The organism is Cognatishimia sp., from assembly GCF_964229375.1.
In the GTDB taxonomy this organism is placed as follows: Bacteria; Pseudomonadota; Alphaproteobacteria; order Rhodobacterales; family Rhodobacteraceae; genus Cognatishimia.
Genome location: NZ_CAXREH010000031.1, coordinates 1 through 7,038, shown reverse-complemented (window position 1 = coordinate 7,038; position 7,038 = coordinate 1). Strand labels below are relative to the sequence as shown.

General features: G+C 57.1%; 9 protein-coding genes and 1 tRNA gene. 6 read left to right on the top strand and 4 right to left on the bottom strand.

The annotated features are described in order from the left end of the window. Window positions 1–69: 69 nt before the first annotated feature. The 4 genes from ACEQWH_RS02510 to ychF form a co-directional block, all read right to left on the bottom strand. A tRNA-Ser gene (locus ACEQWH_RS02510) sits at window positions 70–159 on the bottom strand. Window positions 160–319: 160 nt separating this feature from the next. Then, window positions 320–781, bottom strand: coding sequence for a DUF6194 family protein (locus ACEQWH_RS02505; RefSeq protein WP_370228011.1), 462 nt, complete (start codon window positions 779–781; stop codon window positions 320–322). A gap of 66 nt (window positions 782–847) precedes the next feature. After that, complete coding sequence (locus ACEQWH_RS02500; protein ID WP_370228009.1) at window positions 848–1,765, bottom strand: nucleoside hydrolase; 918 nt, start codon at window positions 1,763–1,765, stop codon at window positions 848–850. A 113-nt stretch (window positions 1,766–1,878) separates the two neighbouring features. Next, a complete protein-coding gene (ychF, locus tag ACEQWH_RS02495; protein WP_370228007.1) occupies window positions 1,879–2,976 on the bottom strand; it encodes a redox-regulated ATPase YchF in 1,098 nt (365 codons plus the stop codon). Between the two features lie 99 nt (window positions 2,977–3,075). Here ychF and ACEQWH_RS02490 point away from each other — a divergent pair, with 99 nt between their 5' ends. The 6 genes from ACEQWH_RS02490 to ACEQWH_RS02465 all read left to right on the top strand — a co-directional run. Next, window positions 3,076–3,486, top strand: coding sequence for a VOC family protein (locus ACEQWH_RS02490; protein ID WP_370228005.1), 411 nt, complete (start codon window positions 3,076–3,078; stop codon window positions 3,484–3,486). Continuing rightward, window positions 3,486–3,695 (top strand): hypothetical protein, encoded by a 210-nt coding sequence (locus ACEQWH_RS02485; protein WP_370228003.1) that lies wholly within the window; start codon window positions 3,486–3,488, stop codon window positions 3,693–3,695. The genes ACEQWH_RS02490 and ACEQWH_RS02485 overlap by 1 nt, the downstream gene beginning before the upstream one ends. A 93-nt stretch (window positions 3,696–3,788) precedes the next feature. Further along, window positions 3,789–4,592 carry a tryptophan synthase subunit alpha gene (trpA, locus tag ACEQWH_RS02480; RefSeq protein ID WP_370228001.1) on the top strand — a complete coding sequence of 268 codons (804 nt, stop codon included), beginning with the start codon at window positions 3,789–3,791 and terminating at the stop codon, window positions 4,590–4,592. Continuing rightward, on the top strand, window positions 4,555–5,100 hold the full coding sequence (locus ACEQWH_RS02475; protein ID WP_370227999.1) for a GNAT family N-acetyltransferase: 546 nt from the start codon (window positions 4,555–4,557) through the stop codon (window positions 5,098–5,100). The genes trpA and ACEQWH_RS02475 overlap by 38 nt, the downstream gene beginning before the upstream one ends. A gap of 153 nt (window positions 5,101–5,253) precedes the next feature. Beyond that, window positions 5,254–6,417 (top strand): L-lactate dehydrogenase, encoded by a 1,164-nt coding sequence (locus tag ACEQWH_RS02470; protein ID WP_370227997.1) that lies wholly within the window; start codon window positions 5,254–5,256, stop codon window positions 6,415–6,417. A 64-nt stretch (window positions 6,418–6,481) separates the two neighbouring features. Continuing rightward, the coding region (locus ACEQWH_RS02465) for a hypothetical protein (RefSeq protein ID WP_370227995.1) at window positions 6,482–7,038 on the top strand (557 nt) is incomplete at its 3' end.

Sequence of the window (7,038 nt, the reverse complement as noted above, 5' to 3'; positions counted from 1 at the left end):
TGCGTCCGGGGCGCCGCCCGTCGGGCATTGACGTCCGGTCGGGCGCGCCTGTCATTTGACATGTGATTATGGCGGAGACGAAGGGATTCGAACCCTCGATACCGTTTCCGGTATACTCCCTTAGCAGGGGAGCGCCTTCGACCACTCGGCCACGTCTCCGCTGACCCGTATATTGGGCCGGGCAGAGAGAGACAAGGCGCTTTTTGAAGAAATTGACACAAATTGCCGAACCCTGACGCGTCAGAAAGCCACTCGTTCAGGGCTCAAGCTCGACGACCCGAAAAAACAGGCCTGTCAGAGGGTTAGGTCGAAGAAACGGCTACTTTACCTTCTTATTAAAGGCGCCTTTGGCTTTGTCATAGGCGGCGTCGATGAGCGGCATGAGATACGTCAGCGTCTCGCGCGACGGGTTCAGGACTGCGACCCAGCTCATCCAGCCATAAACTGGATGTGGCGTCAGCTGGTTCAGCTGGGTGAAATCCCATGGACCGTCGATCGCGCAGCCTTTGGCGGGGCGCTTTGGTGGAGGGCCGAAGGCATCAAGAAACATCGGTTTTGACGTTCCGATATTCAGGCGGAACACGCCCTCTCGGTTCAAATCAGACGCTTTGTCGTTGTCGCCGTCCTTCTGTTTGACGGTCGCAAAATAGACCCCGCGTGGCAGGCGATTGCCCGGGTTATAAAAGACAGAAGTCTCGCCCCAGGCATCGACTGCGACCGTCCCTGGATAGCGATTAAGCAAGTCATCCAGAATAGACGACGGCGTTGGGGTGTGCAGCATGCGCAAATCTCCTGTTCAGAGCCAGTACATAGCCCATCCTTATGACAGAAACCTGCACCAGCCGCCTTACGACAATGCGCAGATCCGGTCCAGAAACAACGCTTTGACCTCGGCGCTTTGCACGGCCATCAATACCTGCGTGTCCGCGCGACTGTCGTCCGCCAGCACTGTTTCGCCAATGTGTTCGCCCTCGGTCACGACGGTCAGCGGCACGTTTTCGGGCGTAAACAGATGTGGATGTGTACAGGCAATGACCGCGGCCGGGTCATGCAGGCTGCATCCCTCGGTCATGCCGAAGGACTCATAGAACTTCAGATAGAAATGGCTCATGTCCTGCAGCATCCCGCCGAGATGCGGCGCAGCCGCGGCCATGGTGGCGAAGTCCTCTTTTGAGCAGAGGATCCGATGGGTCACATCCAGGCCGACCATCTCGATTTTGGCACCCGAGGCAAAGACCACCTCGGCGGCGTGGGGATCGTGATAGATATTGGCCTCGGCATAAGGCGTGATGTTGCCGCCCTCTTTGTATGAGCCGCCCATCAGCACGATGCGGTCCACATTTGAGGCAAACTCTGGGTCCAGTTGCATCGCCAGCGCGACGTTGGTCAGAGGGCCGATCGGGCACAGCACCAGCTCGCCTTTGTGGTCGCGCGCCATGCGCACCAGAAATTCTGCAGCACTTTCCGCAACCGCCTGCCCTTTTGGGGTTTCGGCCGGAATGTCCCCAAAGCCTTCTTCACCATGCACATGAGCGGATGGCTTAAACGGCGGCATCGCAAGCGGCGCGTCTGCCCCTTTGGCGACGGGCACATCCAGACCAGCGGCCTCTAGAAGGCGCAGCGCATTGCGTGTGGCGGTTTCGACCGTGACGTTTCCAAAGATCGCCGTCAGGCCGAGCAACTCGATGTCCGGCGCGGAAGCGGCATAGAAAATCGCCATCGCGTCGTCGATGCCGGGATCTGTGTCGATGATAATCTTGGTCATAACGGTCCTCTTGAATAAGCGAGCCATAATGTGGATAGCGCTAACGGAAACAAGCCCGAAATCGCCGCGCTTGCCTTTAAGACTTTCAAAATTTTCAAAAACCCCGAGCGGGATCAGGTGTTGAACAAGAAATGCATGACGTCGCCGTCCTGCACCACATAGGCCTTACCTTCGGCCCGCATTTTACCCGCCTCTTTCGCGCCCTGCTCGCCATTGCAGGCGATGTAGTCGTCATAGGCGATGGTTTCGGCACGAATGAAGCCGCGTTCAAAGTCGCCGTGAATGACACCGGCCGCCTGTGGCGCGAGCGTGCCGCGTTTGATGGTCCAGGCACGGGCCTCTTTCGGGCCGACAGTGAAATAGGTTTCCAACTGCAACAGGTCATGGCCCGCGCGGATCAGGCGGTCCAGTCCGGCCTCTTCCAGCCCCATTTCGCCTAGGAACATCTCGGCTTCTTCGGCCTCAAGCTGGCTGATCTCTTCTTCGATCTGCGCCGAAATAATCACATGGGTGTTGCCCTGTTTCGCGGCCATTTCAGCAACGGCTGCGGAATGCGCATTGCCTTCGGCTGCCTCGGATTCCCCGACATTGCAGACATAAAGCACAGGCTTGGTGGACAACAGCTGCAGACCCTTCCACAGTTTTTCATCCTCTGGCGCGATTTCGACAGTGCGTGCAGGGCGGTCGTGTTCAATCGCCTCCTGCGCCATAGCCAGCAAACGGTCCTGTTCTTTGGCCTCTTTGTCGTTGCCCTTCAGCTTGCGCACCAGACCCTGACGGCGTTTTTCAATGCTTTCCAGATCGGCCAGCATCAATTCGGTTTCGATGGTCTCGGCATCGGCAACAGGATCCACGCGGTCATCCACATGGGTCACATCGTCGTCGTCAAAGCAACGCAGCACATGGGCAATCGCGTCGGTTTCGCGAATATTGGCCAGGAATTGGTTGCCCAGCCCCTCGCCCTTAGAAGCGCCCTTCACCAGACCGGCGATGTCGACGAATGTCATGCGGGTCGGAATAATCTGTTTAGAGCTTGCGATTGCGGCCAATTTGTCCAGCCGATCATCAGGAACCGCGACGTCGCCGACGTTTGGCTCAATGGTACAGAACGGAAAGTTCGCCGCCTGTGCAGCTGCGGTCTTGGTCAGCGCGTTAAACGTGGTGGATTTGCCCACATTCGGCAGCCCTACGATCCCAACTTTAAAGCCCATTGCGGCCTCCTGTGATTTGCTCTGCCGCTCTTACTGAGTGTTTGGGAATGACGCAAGGTGGTGTTACCCTCTGACCATTGCGCCACAGGGGACCTTATTATGAGCTTTACACCATTTTTGTTTTTCGACGGAAACTGCGAAGAGGCGATGGATTTCTATGCCGATGTGCTTGGGGCGGATGAAGTCGTCAAAACCTCGTTCGGCGAGGCGCCCCCAGAGGCGGGTATGCCGCCAATCGCGCGGGTGATGTATTCACATATCCGGATTGGCGACCATATGCTGATGGCCTCGGATGTGCTTCCGGGTCAGGGCTATGCGCCGCAGGCTTCGGTCCATGTCACGCATTACGCCAAGGACGCAAAAGACGGGCGCGCGAAATTTGCCAGACTGGCCGAAGGCGGCGAGATCCTGATGGATTATCAGGAAACCTTCTTTGCCTATGGGTTTGGTACCTGCAAAGACCGGTTTGGCACACATTGGATGATTATGATTGCAAAGGAAGACGACTGATGCGGCAACAAAGCTTTGAAAAGTTCTACTACACAAAAGTCGGTCTGGGCGAAGGCTGCGGCTGTGCCGAGCGGGTCATCGACAACCACGAAATAGAGCGCATTCGTGCACAAATCAGCCTTGGCAAGACCCGTGGCCCCGGCCCTCTGCGTCGCATGATCTCGCGTCTTTTCGGCAGCAAAGCCGATACCACGTCCGCGAAGGATTGATTTCCCCAAAAACTTTAGGCAAACCGCTGGTCATAGAGCGGAGCACGGTCATCTTGTGGTAAGACCCTGCACCGGACCATGAAGGATCGCCCAATGACCGAACTCACAACGCGCATCGATGCGAAATTTGCAGAGCTGAAAGCCCAAGGCAAAAAAGCCTTTGTGTCCTATGTGATGGCAGGAGATCCGAACTATGAGACCTCGCTTGAGGTCGTCAAAGGGCTTCCGGCAGCGGGTGTGGACATCATCGAGTTGGGCCTGCCGTTCACCGATCCAATGGCAGACGGTCCAACGATTCAGCTGGCCGGCCAACGCGCGCTGGATCAGGGTATGACGCTGGAAACCACGCTGCAAATGGCGCGCGATTTCCGCAAAGACGACGACACCACACCGATCGTTCTGATGGGCTATTACAACCCGATCTACAATCGCGGCGTGGATCAATTCCTGAAAGACGCCAAAGACGCGGGCATCGACGGGTTGATCGTGGTCGACCTGCCCCCTGAAGAGGACGATGAACTCTGCATTCCGGCGCAAGCTGCAGGATTGAACTTTATCCGCCTTGCAACGCCAACCACCGATGAAAAGCGTCTGCCCAAAGTGCTGCAGAACACCTCTGGCTTTGTTTATTACGTGTCGATCACCGGCATCACCGGTGCCGCCGAGGCCCAAGCGACCAACGTTGGCCCCGAAGTCGAACGCATCAAGGCCTCAACAGACCTGCCCGTCATCGTCGGCTTTGGCATCAACTCGCCAGAAAAATCCGAAGCGATTGCATCGGTGTCTGACGGCGCGGTTGTCGGGTCGGCCATCGTGAAAATGGTCGCGGACGGCAAACCTGCGTCCGAGGTGCTGGCTTTTGTCAAAACCCTCGCCGACGGAGCGCATCGCGCCTGACCCCATGTCCCAAACCCCGACGCTGGAAACGGACCGATTGATCCTGCGCCCGATGTCGCTGGATGACTGGTCTGCCTACAAAAAGCTGATGGGGTCCGAGCGCGCACGCTATATGGGCGGCCCTTTTTCTGAACGCGACGCCTGGGGCATGTTTTGCCACGACGCCGGTCAATGGTCGCTGTTTGGGCACGGGGCGTTGATGATCGTCGAGAAATCCTCTGGCGCGGTGGCCGGACAGGTCGGGATAAACCACGGCCCGTTGTTTCCGGAAAAAGAGCTTGGCTGGATGCTTTATGATACCGCCGAGGGCAAAGGATTTGCCTTTGAAGCCGCCGTGCGTCTGCGTCAATGGGCGTTTGAGACTTTGGAGATCCCGGCGCTGGTCAGCTATATCGATCCCGATAACGCAAAATCTCAGCGCCTGGCGCAACGCCTTGGGGCGCAGCTGGATGCGGACGCGCCGCGCAGCGATCCCACGGATCTGGTCTATCGGCATCTTCGCCCTTAAGCGGCTGAAACACGTCTGAACCCCTTAAAATTTGATCCGAAACACCGGCAATTTGCCGGTTTTTGTCGTTTACACGCGCCCTACCCAATATTGGGGATTGAAGTTTACGCCCCAAATTGGCAAACAACCCTTACCAATTCAGAGAGTTTTGCCATGCCCGTCATCACCTGTATCGAGGATCTCAAACGCATCTACGAGGGTCGCGTCCCCCGGATGTTCTATGATTATGCCGAAAGCGGGAGCTATACAGAGCAGACGTTTCGCGAGAACACATCGGACTTCTCGGACATCTATCTGAAGCAACGTGTGGCCATCGACATGACCGGCCGCAGCACAGCAACCCAGATGATCGGCCAAGATGTCTCGATGCCGGTTGCTCTGGCCCCTGTTGGGCTGACCGGAATGCAATCAGCGGATGGCGAAATCAAAGCGGCGAAGGCCGCTGGCAAGTTCGGCGTGCCGTTCACGCTGTCAACGATGTCGATCTGCTCGATCGAGGACGTTGCCGAAAACACAGACAAGCCTTTCTGGATGCAGGTCTACACCCTGACCGACGATGATTTTATGCGTCGTCTGTTTGACCGCGCCAAGGATGCGAAATGTTCAGCCGCCGTGATTACCGTTGATCTTCAGATGCTTGGGCAACGCCATAAAGACCTGAAAAACGGCCTGTCCGCGCCACCCAAGCCGACCTTGAAGAACATCATCAACCTGTCAACCAAATGGCGCTGGGGCCTAGAGATGCTGGGCACAAAACGTCGCGGCTTTGGCAATATCATTGGCCACGCAAAGGGCGTTAACGATCCGGGATCTTTGTTTGAATGGACAGCCAAGAGCTTTGATCAGGCGCTGGACTGGGACCGCATCAAAGAGTTCCGCAAGATGTGGGATGGCCCGCTGATCATCAAAGGCATCATCGACCCGCGCGACGCGGTCAAGGCGCTGGATGTGGGGGCCGATGCGATCATCGTGTCTAACCACGGCGGGCGCCAGCTGGACGGAGCCCTTTCCGCAATCCGTGCCCTGCCCCCGATCATGGACGCGGTGGGCGACAAAATCGAAGTGCATCTGGACAGCGGTATCCGCTCTGGTCAGGACGTGTTAAAAGCCGTCGCGATGGGCGCCAAGGGCACCTATATCGGGCGCGCCTACATCTATGGCCTCGGCGCTATGGGAGAGGCGGGCGTGACCAAAGCGCTTGAGGTCATTCACAAGGAACTGGACGTTTCGATGGCCCTTGCCGGACGCCGCACAATCGAAGAAGTCGACAAAGACGTCCTGATGATACCCAAAGGGTTTTCGGGCGACTGGGTCTAAGCTTTCTTCTTTGACACTTTCTGAACTGCACGCGATAGTTTGACCACCTTTGGAAAGACCTCGCGTGCAGATCTACTTTGAACAAAACCTCGCTTTTCTTGCGGTGCCCAAAACCGGCAGCACGGCCTACGAGATGGCTTTGCGCGCGCAAGCAGACATTGTCTTTGCCAAACGCCGCAAACACATGACAGCAGGCCAGTTCAAACGCAGGATGGTGCCCTTTCTGGACGAATTCTACGACCTTAAACCCGAGGTCATGGCGATCATCCGCGACCCCATTGAACAGATCCGCAGTTGGTATCGCTATAGGGCGCGGCCGGTCGCCAAGGGGGGACGCAAAGACTGTCAGGATCTCAGGTTTGACGACTTCGTTAGGCTGACCATGCAGGATCCTCAGCCCCCCGCCGCCGCGATCGGGACGCAGCTTGGGTTTCTGTCGATGTTTGATGGCACCATCCCCGTGCATCATCTGTTTGCCTATGAACGCCAGATGACCGTACGGTCATTTTTGAACACACGCTTTGGCAAAGAGTTCACCTATCCGCTCAAGAACGTCTCGCCCGAGAAACCAACGCCGCTTTCACCCCAGGTCGAGGCCGAGCTGCGCGCGCATCGGGCCGA